Below are 12,881 nucleotides of genomic sequence, written 5' to 3'. Positions count from 1 at the left end.
GTTGCCAGCGGAAATGCCGTTTACGCGTTGTGCGAGCGCTCAGCAAGTTCGGCGCGGAGCCGGTCCTTCATCACCTTGCCGGTGGCGTTCAACGGTAGCGCGTCGAGGAATTCGATCGACCGCGGAACCTTATAGCCGGCCATTCTTTCGCGGCTCCAGGCGATCAATTCGTCCGCGCTGGGGCGGTGGCCGGCGTCGCGTAGGACCACGAACGCCTTGCCCACCTGTCCCATCCGCTCGTCGGGCACTCCGATGACCGCGGCCTGCGCCACGTCGGGGTGTTCGAGCAGGAACCCCTCGATCTCGGCCGGATAGGCGTTGAAGCCGCCGACGATGAACATGTCCTTCTTGCGGCCGACGATCCGCAACCGGCCGGCCTCGTCGAGCGTGCCCAGGTCGCCGGTGTGCAGCCACCCCTGCTCGTCGACGGCTTCGGCGGTGGCGGCCGGATCATCGAGGTAGCCCTGCATCACGCTGTAGCCGCGGACCAGCACCTCGCCGTCTTCGGCGATCCGCACCTCGACCCCGTCGCAGGCGGTGCCCACGGTGGTCGCGATGTCCTCGAACGAGTCGCCGGGACGAGACAGCGTCGCCGTCCCCGCCTCGGTGAGGCCGTAGCCGGTCGCGATGGTCTGGAACGGCAGTTCCTCGTGGATGCGCCGGATCAACTCGACGGGGATGTCGGCGGCCCCGGTGACGCCTGCCCGCAGCGTGGCCAACTTCGACTTGTCCGGCACCGCCAGCAGCGCGTGGTAGAGCGTCGGCGGCCCGGGCAGCATCGTGACCCGCTCGGCGGCGATGAGGTCCACGACGGCGTCGACGTCGAACACCGGCACGGGCAGGACGGTGGCGCCGCGGATCATCGACGCGATGCAACCGGCCTTGTACCCGAACGTGTGGAAGAACGGGTTGACGATCAGGTAGCGGTCGCCCCGGCGCAGATCCGCCAGGTCGCACCATTCCTCGTAGAGCCGCAGGGTCTGCTGGTGGTTCATCATCACGCCCTTGGGCCGTCCCGTGGTCCCGGAGGTGTAGATGATGTCGGCGATGTCGGTCGCCGCGACGCCCGGGTGTTCGAACGGCTCTGCGGCGCTGAGGAAGTCGGATTTCAGGTCGATGGCGGGCACATCCGCCGGGACGTCGAAGTCCTGCCCGAGGAACCCCGGCTGCACCAGCACTGCGCGGGCCCCGCTGCGCCGGATCACGTCGGCGGCCTCTTCGGCCTTGAACCGGGTGTTGACGGGGACCAGCACCCCGCCCGCGGTCAGCAGCCCGAACGCGGCGACCATCCATTCCGCCGAGTTGGGCGCCCAGATCGCCACCCGGTCACCCTTGGTGATGCCGAAGCCGGCGAACGCGCCCGCCGCACGGCGGACGCGTTCGGCCAGTTCGTTGAACGTGAGGCGCAGCGGACCGTCGACGACGGCTTCCGCGTCGCCGAACCGGTCCGCCGTGCTCAGGACCATCTCGGGGATGGTCTTCCAGGTGGGGCGGTACGTCACGTGGTGACGAGACGTCCCAGGTTGCCGCCCATGATCTTCGCCTGGTCCTCCACGGACAGATGCTCGAGCGCGGTCACGTAGTGCGTCGGCTCAGCCAGGCCCTCGGGATGCGGCCAGTCCGAACCGTAGAGCACCTGGTCGACACCGATGAGGTTGATCAGGTCGTCGATGCCCTCCTCGTAGAACGGGCTGACGTAGATGCGGTTCTTGATCTCCTCGATCGGGTTGCCCAGGAACGCTTCCGGCGCCTTCTTCCAGACCTCCGCCATCGAGTCGAGCAGCGGGAACATCCACTTCGAGCCGGCCTCGACGATGCCGACCTTGAGCGTCGGGAAGCGGAACAGCGCACCGTGGATCACCCACGAGGCCACCGCATCCTGGATCGGACGCCACTCGTTGAGGATGCCCATGGCGTTGGTCTGGAACGGCAGCATCTCCTGCTGAGCACCGTCCCACTCGGAGGTGTAGCGCGAGTAACCGCTGTCGCTGGAGTGCATGCCGACGAAGATGTCGTGGTGGACGACCCGCTCCCAGAACGGGTCGAACTCGGGCAGCGCGAACGACCGGGGGCCGCGGAATCCGGGCACCGGGGCGGGACGGATCAGGATGGCGCGGGCACCGCGCTTGACCGCCCACTCCAGCTCCTCGATCGCCTTCTCGACGATCGGCAGCGTGATCACCGGAGTGGTGAAGATGCGGTTCTGGTAGTTGAAGCCCCACACCTCGTGCAGCCACTCGTTGAGCGCGTGGATGATCACGTGGATGGCGACGGGATCGTCGGAGAGCCGCTCCTCGATCAGGCTGGCCAGGGTCGGGAACATCAGGCTGCGGTCGACACCCAGTTCGTCCATCACCTTGATGCGCGGCTCGGGCTCGAAGAACGCCGGGATGGCCTTCATCGGCTCACCGAACAGTTCGCGCTTGCTCTTGCCGTCCGGGTTGCCGAACTTGAAGTATTCCTCCCACGCCCCCGGCTTCGCGACCACCGAGAAGGTGGGGTTGGGGATGTAGTTGCTGATCTGGCCCTTGAGCGCGATCTTGGTGCGGCCGTTGACCTCGACGTACTGGACGACGTCCTTGTACTCCTTGGGCAGGTACTTGGTCATCGCCTCCGGCGGCTCGTAGAGGTGGTTGTCCGCATCGAACAACGGGAACGGGATGTCGACCCGGTGTGACAGTTGACCCATGGAAAACTCCTTTGCTTATCGTGAGAATCGTATTCTCATTTCGAGAAGGCTGCAATGTCCTGTGTTGAGCTGCACTGACGGATCCGCTCGCGGATGAGGACCTTCTGGACTTTGCCGCTCGCGGTGCGGGGGTAATCCTCGACGGCCTGGTGCAGTTCCTCGGGCCACTTCTGACGGGCGACGCCGGCCCGCTCGAAGTGGGCCCGGACCTCGTCGAGGGTGGGCATCTCGTGACCGCTGCGGATGCGCAGCACGGCGGCGGCGTGTTCGCCGAGCCGGGCATCCGGGGCCGATACGACGACCGCCTCGGCGACGGCGGGCATGGCCAGCAACACCTCCTCGACCTCCAGGGCGCTGATGTTCTCCCCACCGCGGATGATCACGTCGGCCTTGCGGTCGGTGATGGTCAGGTACCCGTCCTCGTCGAGGATGCCCACGTCACCGGTGTGGTACCAGCCGTCCGCGTCGAAGGCCCTGGCGGTCAGGGCGTCGTCGGTGTAGCCGAGGCAGAGGTCGGGTCCACGCGAGAGGATCTCGCCGTCCTCGGTCAGTTTGATCTCGACGCCCGGCCGCGGGTCGCCGTCGGTGTAGAGCCGCTTGTCCTCCGGTGCGCTCGGGCGTGATCCGGTGATCGACGGGTGTTCGGTGCTGCCGTAGGAACGAAATACGAACAGCCCGAGGTCGGCCAGTCGGCGCGTGACCGCGGACGGGACCGTCGAGCCGCCGAGCCCCACCGTGGAGAAGCGTTCGACGTGCGCGGGAGTGCAGTCGGGATGGTCGAGCAGGCTGGTGACGAAGTACGGCGGGCCTCCCCCGACCGACAGGCCCTCCGACTCGATCAGGCCCAGCACCTTGCCCGGATCCCAGACGTCGCACAGGTCGATCGGCGAGTTCTCGAGCACCGGGATGAGGAAGGCGCCGACCATCCCGATGAAGTGGCCGACCGGGGTGGCCGTCAGCTGACGCCCCCGGTCGGGCGGATAGTTCTCGAGCAGCTGGCGCGTCTCGAAGCCCAGGGTTTGGTGACTGTGGATGACGCCCTTGGGATCCCGGGTGGTGCCCGAGGTGAACGCGATCAGCGCGGGGCCGGCCGGGTCGGTGTGGATCGTCTCGGCCATCGGCTCGTCGTCGAACAGCTCCTCGAAGCTGGTCTCGCCGACCAGCCCGACAATCGGCACGTCGGCGCACAGATCCGGCTGGAAGGTCATGCGCCCGAACTCCCGGGCGGTGATGAACACCTTGGGCCGCGCACTCGCCATGATGTGGCCGAGTTCCTTGCGGCCGTAGAAGTGCACGATGGGCACCACCACCGACCCGAGGAATGCCGAGGCCCAGAACGCCATGGCCGCCTCCGCCCAGTTCGGCAGCTGCAGCGCGACGACATCGCCGGGTCCGACACCGCGCCGGCGGAGGCCGGCGGCCAACTTTCGGGCCTGCAGCTCGACCTCGGCGAAGGTGCCGCGGTACGGGCGCACGTCGGAGTGCACGGAGAACCCGGTGGCCGGCCCGGTCGCCAGATGCCGGGCCAGCAGTTCCCCGAGGGTGTCGGTCGTCCACCACCCCTCGTCCCGATAGCGCTTGACCAACTCGACCGGAATTTCGCGCATGACCCTCTTACTGTTCGAGCACGCAGCTCACGGCACCGTCACCGAACCCCACCTCTGCGGTGATGCTATTCTCCCACCGCGAGAATGCCAATACCGGACCGGGAGAACGTCTGATGGTCGACTTGGAGATCGAGGACGGTTTGGCCGTCGTCACCATTGACCGCCCGCACGCGCGCAACGCCATCTCGCTGGAGACCATGGGTCAGCTCGAGAAAGCGCTCGACGGCGCCGAGGGGGCCAACGCGCTGGCCATCACCGGCGCGGGCGACCGGGCGTTCGTCTCCGGCGGCGATCTCAAAGAGCTCAGCGCGCTGCGCACCGAGGAAGAGGCCTCGGCCATGGCGTTGCGCATGCGCACGATCTGCGACCGCATCGCGGAGTTCCCCGGACCGGTGGTCGCCGCGCTCAACGGGCACGCCCTCGGCGGCGGTGCCGAAGTCGCGGTGGCGGCCGACATCCGGCTGGCCGCCGACGACATCAGGATCGGCTTCAACCAGGTGTCGTTGGAGATCATGCCCGCCTGGGGCGGCGCCGAACGGCTCGCGGCACTGGTCGGCCGGAGCCGGGCTCTGCTGCTGGCGGGCACCGGGCGCATCCTCGACGCGGCCCAGGCCTACGAACTCGGCCTCGTCGACCAGGTGCTGCCGCGAGAGTCGTTCGACGAGGGCTGGCGGGCGGTCGCCCGGGCGCTGGCGGGCCGGCCGGCGGGAGAGATCAAGCGGGTCGTCGACGGGGTGCCGACCACCGAGGCGGTCGCCGCGTTCGCCCGGTTGTGGGTAGCCGACGAGCACTGGCAGGCCGCGGACCGGGTGATGAAGCGGGCCCGATGACGGCGTGGCCGAGATCGGCCATTCCACCCAGCTGCCGGTACCGCGCGACTTATATTGCCCATCAACGGTTCCGGAGGGAAACGGAGGAGACGTGAGGACACTTGCGCTGGGGGTGGCCCTCGTCGTGGCCGCCGTGTTGCACGCCCCGACCGCCCGGGCCGACATGTACATCGGCAACTACGACGTCCAGTGGCAGCGGCCGTGGGACTTCCACACCTACGTGCTCGAGTTCACCCGGTGCTTCGAACCGAGCGGCCGCGACTCCATCCCCGGGTGCCTCAAGGTGAGCATGAACCCGCGCCCGATCGCGAAGGCCACCCAGTGGCGCGCCGAGGCGCGGATGGTCAACGGGCAGTACACGCTGTCGGTCGACAACCCGTTCGGCTACTGGTGCGGGGGGTACTACGGTCCCGTCGTGCCGACCCGCGACGTCTACACCTGGGACGAGAAGACCCTCACCGGCACGATGGCCTCGTCCTTCGCCGTCGGTCCGTGCGGCGAGCCGGGCGGCACACTCTTCTACCCGTTCCGCCTCGTCCGCCTCTGACACATCCGGCATGTTCTCTCTAGACGAGAATGCCGTTTCCGTTTATCGTGAACGCGTGTCCAGCACGCAGAAAGCCCTCGCGCCCGAAATCTCCACCTGGCCCGACGAGAACCCCCAGCTCGTCGGCAGCAGGTGCGGCAGCTGTGGAGCCACCACGTTCCCCGTCCAGCAACGTTGCCCGAAGTGCAGCAGCGGCGAGATGACCGACGTGTTGCTCCCCCGGCGCGGCACCCTGGTGGCGTGGACGACGCAGGGCTTCCCGCCCGGAGCCCCGTACAAGGGACCCACCGGCAAGGACTTCGTCCCGTTCGGCGTCGGCCTGGTGCAACTCGAGGACGTCATCCGCGTCGAGGGCCGGCTCACCGAGAACGACCCGCAGAAGCTGCAATTCGGCATGGACGTCGAACTGACGATGGTGCCGTTCACCACCGACGAGGAGGGCAACGAAATCATCACGTTCGCCTTCCAACCCGTGTAGTCGGAAGGACTCTCACAACATGAATGACGTCGCGATCATCGGGGTGGGCCTGCACCCGTTCGGACGGTTCGACAAGACGGCCATGGAGATGGGCGCCGAGGCGATCCAGAGCGCACTCACCGACGCCAAGGTCGAATGGAAGGACATCCAGTTCGGCTTCGGCGGCAGCTACGAGGTGTCGAACCCGGACGCGGTGACCCGCCTGGTCGGCCTGACCGGCATCACGTTCACCAACGTGTTCAACGCCTGCGCCACCGCGGCGTCGGCCATCCAGCAGACGGCCGACACGATCCGGCTGGGCAAGTACGACATCGGCATCGCGATCGGGCTGGACAAGCACCCCCGCGGCGCGTTCACCGACGATCCGGCCAAACTCGCCCTGCCCCAGTGGTATGCCGAGAACGGCCAGTTCGTCACCACGAAGTTCTTCGGCATGAAGGCCAACCATTACCTGCACAAGCACGGCATCTCGCAGGCCACGCTCGCCAAGGTCGCCGCCAAGAACTTCCGCAACGGCGCGCTGAACCCGAATGCGTTCCGCCGCAGGCCCATTCCCGAGGAGGAGATCCTCAACTCGACGGTGTTGAACTACCCGTTGACCCAGTACATGTTCTGCGCGCCCGACGAGGGCGCCGCCGCGGTCATCATGTGCCGCGGTGACATCGCCCACCGGTTCACCGACAAACCGGTGTTTTTGCGCGCCAGCGAGATTCGCACGCGGACCTTCGGCGCCTACGAGGTGCACGCCACCTCTGCCCCGCTCGACGAGGACGCCTCCCCCACCGTGTACGCCGCGCGCGCCGCCTACGAGATCGCCGGGATCGGCCCCGACGACGTCGACATCGCGCAGTTGCAGGACACCGACGCGGGCGCCGAGGTCATCCACATGGCCGAGACCGGACTGTGCGCCGACGGGGAGCAGGAGAAGTTGCTCGCCGACGGCGCCACCGAGATCGGCGGCTCGATCCCGGTCAACACCGATGGTGGCCTCATCGCCAACGGTGAGCCGATCGGCGCCTCGGGTCTGCGTCAGGTGCACGAACTGGTGCGCCAGCTGCGCGGAGAGGCCGGCGACCGTCAGGTGCCCGGCAATCCGCGGGTCGGTCTGGCGCAGGTCTACGGCGCTCCCGGTACGGCGTCGGCGACGATCCTGTCGCTGTAGCCGCCAAGGCCTTTCGATCCGACTAGCCGATCGGCTACCCTCGGGGTAGCCGATCGGCTGGCGAACGGAGGCGCGATGCAGATTCTCACCGAGAAGGAAGACCTTCCGGCGGGCGGCAACATCAAGACACAACTCATCAGTCTGTGGACGGCGCCGGTGTTCGGTGCGGTGCTGCTGATCGCGTTCCTGGCGTTCCCCGGCTTCTTCCCGCCGATGTCGCCGGGCATGACGGCCGACGAGGTGGCCGCCTTCTACGCGGACAACACGGCGATGATCCGGTTCTCCATGGTCACGTACAACCTGTGCGCGATCATGCTGCTGCCGTTCTTCATGGTGATCGTCGTGCAGATGAAACGGATGGCGACGCAGAGCCATGCGCTGGCCTACGCGTACCTGACCGCCACGGTCAGTGGGGCGACGCTGTTCGCGCTCGCCGACATCTTCTACCTGGTCGCGGCGTTCCGGCCGGATCGCAACCCGGAACTGACGCTGCTGCTCAACGACATGGCGTGGATCACCCTGGTGGCCCCGGTCGGCATGCTCGTCGCCCAGAACCTCCTGCTCGGCGCCGCGGTCTACTTCGACACCGGCCCCGGCGGCGCACATCCGCCGGTCTTCCCGCGCTGGGTTGGCCACTTCGCCGTCGTCACCGGGATCGCGATGGCCCCGGCCGCGGCCGCCGCGGTCGTCCGCGACGGCCCGCTCGCCTGGAACGGCGCGATCTCCTTCTGGTTGCGGGTGCTGGCGTTCGTCGCGTTCGTGGTCGTCATGTTCTTCGTCCTGCGCAGAGCACTGCACCAACAGGCCGTCGCGGACGGTGTCGCGCGATGAGCAGTCTGCTCACCGCCCGTTCGTCGGCGCCGGGGGGCGCGGAAAAGGCCGGCAAGCGTGACGTCTGGCTGGTGTTCTGGATCGTGCCCGCGTTCTACACCGCGTTCGGGATCATCTTCTTCGCGCTCGCCCGGGTCATGCCCCCGCCACGGCCCGACGTCACCACGGCCGAGAAGGTCGCGTTCTTCGCCGCGCACGGCACGACCATCCAGATCGGCTTCGCGGCGCTGATCCTCATCGTCGGCGGCGCGGGGGTCGCCAACGGCATCCTGGTCTTCCACATGAAGCGCATGTCGGTGGGCTCCGTGTTCGCCTACGGCTACATGGGGTCGATGGCCGTCGGCGCGCTGCCGGGATGTCTGCTGGTCGCGTTCTGCTTCCTGACCGCCGCCTACCGTCCCGACCGCGACCCGGAACTGCTCGCGCTGCTCTACGACCTCGGCCTGCTGTCCTATGTCGGATCGCTCGGCTGCTTCTCGACCGCCTATTTCGCGTTCACGATCGCGATCCTCTACGACCGCAACGAGATCTTCCCGAAATGGCTTGCCTACGTGACGGTCTGGCAGATCGTCACCGAGGTCATGGCGGTGCCGGTCTTCGTCGTCCGGTCCGGCCCGTTCGCCTGGAACGGGTCGATCGCGTTCTGGATGGGGACGGCCATCTTCGGATTCTGGCTGTCGTGCGTCATCTACTTCCTCAAGCGCGCCACCGAACTCCAACCGTCCGACGAGGCGCCGCTGTCATGACCGACACAGCATCCGACCGGCTGAGCCGCGTTCCCGAGACCCGCCGCGCCCACCTGCCCGGTGACGGACACATGTGGGTGATGGTGCTGGGCGATCTGATCATCTTCGGCGCCTACTTCCTGATCTTCATGATCCACCGCGCGATGGCGCCCGAGGAGTTCCTCGACGCCCAGCAGCATCTCGACCTCACCGTCGGCGCGCTCAACACCCTTGTCCTGCTGACCAGTTCATGGTTCATCGCCCGAAGCGTGCAGACGGCCCGCGCAGGCGACCACGACCGGGCGCTGCGGTTGACCTACCTCGGCGCGGCGTGCGGGGTGCTGTTCATCGCCGTCAAGGCCTACGAGTGGTCGGCGAAGATCGCCCAGGGTCACACGCTGGGCAGCGCCGAGTTCTTCACGTTCTACTACATGCTCACCGGCGTGCACCTGTTCCATGTCGCACTCGGCCTGCTGATCCTGGGCATCGTGGTCCGCGAACTACGCAGACCGCACCGGCGCCGGATGTCCATGGTCGAGTCCGGCGCGACGTACTGGCACATGGTCGACCTGCTGTGGATCGTGATCTTCGGCCTGCTCTACGTGATGAGGTGACAGATGACCGCCGTGACCGCCGAGACGTCGAACCGCTCGATGCGCACCACCACCTACGTCTGGCTGGCGCTTTCGGCCATCACGATCGTGTCGTGGTGGCTGGCGCCCGGGCATTCGGAGGGCCGCGCGACCGCGAGCGCGCCGGTCACCGTGGCCGTCGTGATCCTCGGTTTCGTCAAGGGACGGATGATCATCCGCAACTTCATGGAGGTGGGCACGGCACCACGCTGGCTGCGGCTGGCCACCGACGCGTGGCTGGCCCTGCTCTGGGTGGCGGTGCTGGTGATCTATTGGCTCTGACCGGAATCGGCATTCGCTTCCCACGCCGGTAACCCTGTTCTAAAATTCGGAAATGATGTTTCCGGCGGGCTGGGCGAAGCTGCGAACCTCGGCGATACTTCTCACCGCCGCTCTGCTGACCGCCGCGCCCGGGGCCGCCCAGCCGCCGCCTCCGGCACCGCCGCCACCGTTGCACCACGTGAAATACACCGTGACGTCGCAACAGCCACACTTCTCGAAGGTGTACTGGCGCGAGAACGATCCGACGAACTTCGCCGAGTACAGCCACAATCCGTACGTGTTCTCGCCGAAGGCGGAGGTGGACATCGGACCCGGCCAACCGTGGATCCGCGAGGTGTGGCTGGCCGATCCGTACCACTGGGCGATGGTGACCGCGACCAGCGAACTGGATCCGGTCGAACCGATGTTCTCGTGCACGCTCGAGGTCGACGGCGCGGTGGTCGCCACCAACGAAGGCCCCAAGGGCGCGCTCTGTTCGCTACGGCACTGGTGACGCGACCGACCGTGACCCCGTCAGGACTCGGCCTCCCCTTCGAGCTCTCGAAGCCAATTCTCGACGAACGCCAGGGTCTCGGCGTGCCCGGACGACATTCCCAGCGCCTGTTCCATCACCATCACCCTGGACAGGCTCGTGGCGAACATCGCCCAGACCACCGGCGGCACCTCGGAGGTGTCCACCCCGTACCGCTGCAGCGTCTCGGCGATCATCCGGCGCTCCTCTTCGCGGAAGCGCTCGCCGAACCGCGCGAACTCCTCGCGCAGTTCCCTTCGGTGGGCGGCCAGTGCCATGAACTCGACGGTGAACGTGGTGATGCGCGGGTCGCTGCTGAACCGCCACAGCGCCCACAGCGGCTGCGGGGACTTCAGCGCCAGCGCCTGGGCGGCCAGCCCCTGTTCGGCCCGCCGGCGGAACACCGCCAGGTACAGCTCGTCCATCGTGCGGAAGTAGTAGTGCACCAGCTGCGGCTTGAGGCCCGCGCGGTCGGCGACGCGCCGGGAGGTCACCGCCGCGTAGCCCTCCTCGAGCATCAGATGCTCGGCGGCGTCGAGCAGGACCCCTCGGTTCTTGGCGTCCGGCGCGCCGATCCGTCGTGGCGATGCCATCACGTCCTGACTCCTCGTGCGGTGGGGTTCGTCGGTGCCGACCGGACTGGGCCCGGTCGACACGCCGATCGTAGTGGCGGGCCGTCCCGTCACCTTGACCACGACGTTAGCCCCATGCTAAGCAGGTGCTCAGCATATTCGCCGAATCCGGTTGCCCCGGACGGCCCACTCCATCCCCCACCTACAGCTGATCGTCGATCTCGGAAGGTATGCGAGCAATGACCACAGAATTCGATTCGGTCGACTACTTCACGGACCAGTCGCTCGTACCCGATCCGCATCCGTACTTCGACCACCTGCGGACCAAGAACCCCACCTGTTGCCCCATCAACAACGGCGTGCTTGCCGTGACCGGGTGGGAGGAGTCCAACACCGTCTACAAGGACTCCGAGAACTACTCGTCCTGCGTGGCCGTCGCCGGACCGTTCACGCCCCTGCCGTTCGTTCCCGAGGGTGACGACATCTGCGCCCAGCTCGAGGAGCACCGCACCGAGATCCCCATGTACGAACACATGGTCACGATGGATCCGCCGAACCACACCGACGCGCGCTCGCTGCTGAGCCGGCTCCTGACGCCGAAACGGCTCAAGGAGAACGAGGACTTCATGTGGCGGCTCGCCGACAAGCACATCGACGAGTTCATCGCCGACGGCCGCTGTGAATTCCTGGCCGCCTACGGTCGGCCCTTCTCGCTGCTGGTGGTCGCCGACCTGCTCGGCGTCCCCGAGGAGGACCACGAGGAGTTCCGCGAGGCGTTCGGCGCGCAGCGGCCCGGCACCAACATCGGCGGCCTCGACCACGAGCCGATCGCCGCCAATCCGTTGGAGTGGGCCGACGAGAAGTTCAGCCGCTACATCGAGGACCGCCGGGCGAACCCGCGGGACGACGTGCTCACCGGGCTCGCGACGGCGAAGTACCCGGACGGCTCGACGCCCGAAGTCGTCGACGTGGTGCGCACCGCCACGTTCCTGTTCGGCGCCGGTCAGGAGACGACGGCCAAACTCCTCTCGGCCGCGCTTCGGGTCCTCGGCGACCGGCCGGACATCCAAGAACAGCTCAGGGCCGACCGCAGTCGCATCCCGAACTTCATCGAGGAGTGCCTGCGGATGGACAGCCCCGTCAAGAGTGTGTTCCGCATGGCCCGCAAGTCGACCACGCTCGGCGACACCGCGGTCCCGGCAGGCACCACCGTGATGGTCAGCCCGGGTGCGGCCAACCGCGACCCGCGTCGCTTCGACAATCCGCACGAGTTCGAACTCGACCGCAAGAACGTCCGCGAGCACATCGCGTTCAGCCGCGGCATCCACTCGTGCCCGGGTGCGCCGCTGGCCCGCGTCGAGGGCCGGGTGTCCATCGAGCGAATCTTGGACCGGCTCAAGGACATCCGCATCGACGAGGAGAAGCACGGCCCGATCGACGACCGGCGCTACAGCTACGAACCCACCTTCATCCTGCGCGGGCTGACCGAACTGCACATCGAGTTCACCCCGGAGGGCTGACGCTCGACGTCCGGCATCGAATGCGCCGGGCCACCCACCTCGTGGTGGATGGCCCGGCGCGTTCTCTTGTGGGGACCGCTCAGGGCCCGGGGGGCGGATTACCGCCCCGGTCCCAGTAGGACCGGCCGTTCTTCGAGGTGCAGAACAGGTACAGCCCGTCGGGCGCCTGGGCGACCTTGTTCTCGTATCCGGTGCAACCGGCGTTGAACTCCTTGATGCCGACCATGGGCGGCGACCGGAAGTACCTGGGCGCGTAGCGGCGCGGCGACCCGCAGAACACGAGCCTGCCCCACGACGTGGTGCCGAAGACGTAGTAGTTCGTCTCACCGCACGGCGCGCCGAGCACCACGCCGGGCTTGATGCCCGGCGTGCAGAACGCGTCGTTGCAGAACTTCGGCTGCGCGACCGCTTCGGGGGCCGGCGCGGACCAGAGCCCGGCACCGACCAGAGCTGCGACAGCTACGGCAGTCCAACGCATGCGTCCACCTTTACACA

At 67.4% G+C, this 12,881-nt stretch carries 15 protein-coding genes; 10 read left to right on the top strand and 5 right to left on the bottom strand.

Annotated features, from left to right (window positions below; translation table 11 throughout):
• Positions 1 to 20: 20 nt before the first annotated feature.
• Genes AU196_RS15405 through AU196_RS15395 form a run of 3 tightly spaced genes read right to left on the bottom strand, consistent with a single transcriptional unit; the run spans position 21 to position 4,296 of the window.
• Positions 21 to 1,502: a FadD3 family acyl-CoA ligase gene (locus tag AU196_RS15405; RefSeq protein WP_059095939.1), complete on the bottom strand. Its 1,482-nt coding sequence runs from the start codon at positions 1,500 to 1,502 to the stop codon at positions 21 to 23.
• Positions 1,499 to 2,689: an amidohydrolase family protein gene (locus AU196_RS15400; protein WP_011561038.1), complete on the bottom strand. Its 1,191-nt coding sequence runs from the start codon at positions 2,687 to 2,689 to the stop codon at positions 1,499 to 1,501. Before AU196_RS15400 ends, AU196_RS15405 begins: the two co-directional genes overlap by 4 nt.
• A gap of 35 nt (positions 2,690 to 2,724) precedes the next feature.
• Positions 2,725 to 4,296, bottom strand: coding sequence for an AMP-binding protein (locus AU196_RS15395; RefSeq protein ID WP_059095938.1), 1,572 nt, complete (start codon positions 4,294 to 4,296; stop codon positions 2,725 to 2,727).
• A gap of 113 nt (positions 4,297 to 4,409) precedes the next feature.
• On the opposite strand from AU196_RS15395, the gene AU196_RS15390 reads away from it, so the two are divergent.
• From AU196_RS15390 to AU196_RS15350, 9 genes are all read left to right on the top strand, one after another.
• Complete coding sequence (locus AU196_RS15390; protein ID WP_059095937.1) at positions 4,410 to 5,126, top strand: enoyl-CoA hydratase/isomerase family protein; 717 nt, start codon at positions 4,410 to 4,412, stop codon at positions 5,124 to 5,126.
• Between the two features lie 91 nt (positions 5,127 to 5,217).
• Positions 5,218 to 5,673, top strand: coding sequence for a hypothetical protein (locus AU196_RS15385; protein ID WP_197415799.1), 456 nt, complete (start codon positions 5,218 to 5,220; stop codon positions 5,671 to 5,673).
• A gap of 10 nt (positions 5,674 to 5,683) precedes the next feature.
• The gene (locus AU196_RS15380) at positions 5,684 to 6,151 is read left to right on the top strand and encodes a Zn-ribbon domain-containing OB-fold protein (protein ID WP_059095936.1); all 468 of its coding nucleotides are present in this window, start codon (positions 5,684 to 5,686) and stop codon (positions 6,149 to 6,151) included.
• 19 nt (positions 6,152 to 6,170) lie between these two features.
• Positions 6,171 to 7,313, top strand: a complete 1,143-nt coding sequence (locus AU196_RS15375; protein WP_059095935.1) for a thiolase family protein — start codon at positions 6,171 to 6,173, stop codon at positions 7,311 to 7,313.
• Between the two features lie 75 nt (positions 7,314 to 7,388).
• Positions 7,389 to 8,144 (top strand): hypothetical protein, encoded by a 756-nt coding sequence (locus tag AU196_RS15370; RefSeq protein ID WP_059095934.1) that lies wholly within the window; start codon positions 7,389 to 7,391, stop codon positions 8,142 to 8,144.
• A complete protein-coding gene (locus tag AU196_RS15365) occupies positions 8,141 to 8,890 on the top strand; it encodes a hypothetical protein (protein WP_059095933.1) in 750 nt (249 codons plus the stop codon). Before AU196_RS15370 ends, AU196_RS15365 begins: the two co-directional genes overlap by 4 nt.
• Complete coding sequence (locus AU196_RS15360; protein WP_059095932.1) at positions 8,887 to 9,483, top strand: cytochrome c oxidase subunit 3; 597 nt, start codon at positions 8,887 to 8,889, stop codon at positions 9,481 to 9,483. Before AU196_RS15365 ends, AU196_RS15360 begins: the two co-directional genes overlap by 4 nt.
• A gap of 3 nt (positions 9,484 to 9,486) precedes the next feature.
• Positions 9,487 to 9,783, top strand: a complete 297-nt coding sequence (locus tag AU196_RS15355) for a cytochrome C oxidase subunit IV family protein (RefSeq protein ID WP_059095931.1) — start codon at positions 9,487 to 9,489, stop codon at positions 9,781 to 9,783.
• 52 nt (positions 9,784 to 9,835) lie between these two features.
• Positions 9,836 to 10,276: an Rv2576c family protein gene (locus AU196_RS15350; RefSeq protein ID WP_231737585.1), complete on the top strand. Its 441-nt coding sequence runs from the start codon at positions 9,836 to 9,838 to the stop codon at positions 10,274 to 10,276.
• A gap of 20 nt (positions 10,277 to 10,296) precedes the next feature.
• Here AU196_RS15350 and AU196_RS15345 read toward each other — a convergent pair whose 3' ends face one another.
• Positions 10,297 to 10,887, bottom strand: coding sequence for a TetR/AcrR family transcriptional regulator (locus AU196_RS15345; RefSeq protein ID WP_059096095.1), 591 nt, complete (start codon positions 10,885 to 10,887; stop codon positions 10,297 to 10,299).
• 218 nt (positions 10,888 to 11,105) lie between these two features.
• Between AU196_RS15345 and AU196_RS15340 the strand changes: the two genes are divergently transcribed.
• Positions 11,106 to 12,386, top strand: a complete 1,281-nt coding sequence (locus AU196_RS15340) for a cytochrome P450 (protein WP_059095930.1) — start codon at positions 11,106 to 11,108, stop codon at positions 12,384 to 12,386.
• A 79-nt stretch (positions 12,387 to 12,465) separates the two neighbouring features.
• Here the strand turns inward: AU196_RS15340 and AU196_RS15335 are convergent, their stop codons facing one another.
• Positions 12,466 to 12,864: a hypothetical protein gene (locus tag AU196_RS15335; RefSeq protein WP_059095929.1), complete on the bottom strand. Its 399-nt coding sequence runs from the start codon at positions 12,862 to 12,864 to the stop codon at positions 12,466 to 12,468.
• Between the last annotated feature and the right edge of the window lie 17 nt (positions 12,865 to 12,881).

This window comes from Mycobacterium sp. IS-1742 (assembly GCF_001500125.1).
Taxonomy (GTDB): Bacteria; Actinomycetota; Actinomycetes; order Mycobacteriales; family Mycobacteriaceae; genus Mycobacterium.
The sequence above is the reverse complement of the archived record's forward strand: the minus strand, read 5'-3'. Positions and strand labels throughout refer to the sequence as shown.